The sequence below is a fragment of the Vibrio sp. HI00D65 genome (assembly GCF_001635455.1).
Lineage (GTDB): Bacteria > Pseudomonadota > Gammaproteobacteria > Enterobacterales > Vibrionaceae > Vibrio.
Genome location: NZ_LWEH01000480.1, coordinates 1 through 1,214, shown reverse-complemented (window position 1 = coordinate 1,214; position 1,214 = coordinate 1). Strand labels below are relative to the sequence as shown.

Below are 1,214 nucleotides of genomic sequence, written 5' to 3'. Positions count from 1 at the left end.
GTCAGCTCGTGTTGTGAAATGTTGGGTTAAGTCCCGCAACGAGCGCAACCCTTATCCTTGTTTGCCAGCGAGTAATGTCGGGAACTCCAGGGAGACTGCCGGTGATAAACCGGAGGAAGGTGGGGACGACGTCAAGTCATCATGGCCCTTACGAGTAGGGCTACACACGTGCTACAATGGCGCATACAGAGGGCGGCAAACTTGCGAGAGTAAGCGAATCCCAAAAAGTGCGTCGTAGTCCGGATTGGAGTCTGCAACTCGACTCCATGAAGTCGGAATCGCTAGTAATCGTAGATCAGAATGCTACGGTGAATACGTTCCCGGGCCTTGTACACACCGCCCGTCACACCATGGGAGTGGGCTGCAAAAGAAGTGGGTAGTTTAACCTTTCGGGGAGGACGCTCACCACTTTGTGGTTCATGACTGGGGTGAAGTCGTAACAAGGTAGCCCTAGGGGAACCTGGGGCTGGATCACCTCCTTATACGAAGATATTCACGATAAGTGTCCACACAGATTGATGGTTTAGATTTAGTTAAAGCCAGAGCTTTAATGAATAACGCGAGTTATTGATTAAAGCTTTTTGCTTTATGCTCTTTAACAATTTGGAAAGCTGACTGATTAACTCTACGAGTTAATCAAATTAAAAGTTCTCAATGTTTATCCTTTGGATAAACACAACACAAACACATTCAAGTGTCTTGTATTCGATTCAAATCTAATTTGAATCACATTGAGTCCGGCAAACACGTAATAAGAACTAACCCTTCCTATTACAACCAAAAACCTTGGTTAGTTGCCATACACTAAGACCCTTTCGGGTTGTATGGTTAAGTGACTAAGCGTACACGGTGGATGCCTTGGCAGTCAGAGGCGATGAAGGACGTATTAACTTGCGATAAGCCCAGATTAGACAGTAAAAGTCATTTGAGTCTGGGATTTCCGAATGGGGAAACCCACTTACATAAGTAAGTATCTTGTTGTGAATACATAGCAGCAAGAAGCAAACCGGGGGAACTGAAACATCTAAGTACCCCGAGGAAGAGAAATCAACCGAGATTCCGAAAGTAGCGGCGAGCGAAATTGGATTAGCCCTTAAGCTTTTAATGAGACAGACGAAGGCTCTGGAAAGTGCCGCAATAAAGGGTGATAGCCCCGTAGTCGACATCTCATCATCAGTGAAAACGAGTAGGGCGGGACACGTGATATCCTGTCT

2 rRNA genes are annotated in these 1,214 nt (G+C 46.0%); both read left to right on the top strand.

The annotated features are described in order from the left end of the window. Nucleotides 1-482: ribosomal RNA gene (locus tag A3712_RS22935) — 16S ribosomal RNA — on the top strand; the annotation flags it as partial. Between the two features lie 344 nt (nucleotides 483-826). Further along, nucleotides 827-1,214, top strand: a 23S ribosomal RNA gene (locus A3712_RS22930); the annotation flags it as partial.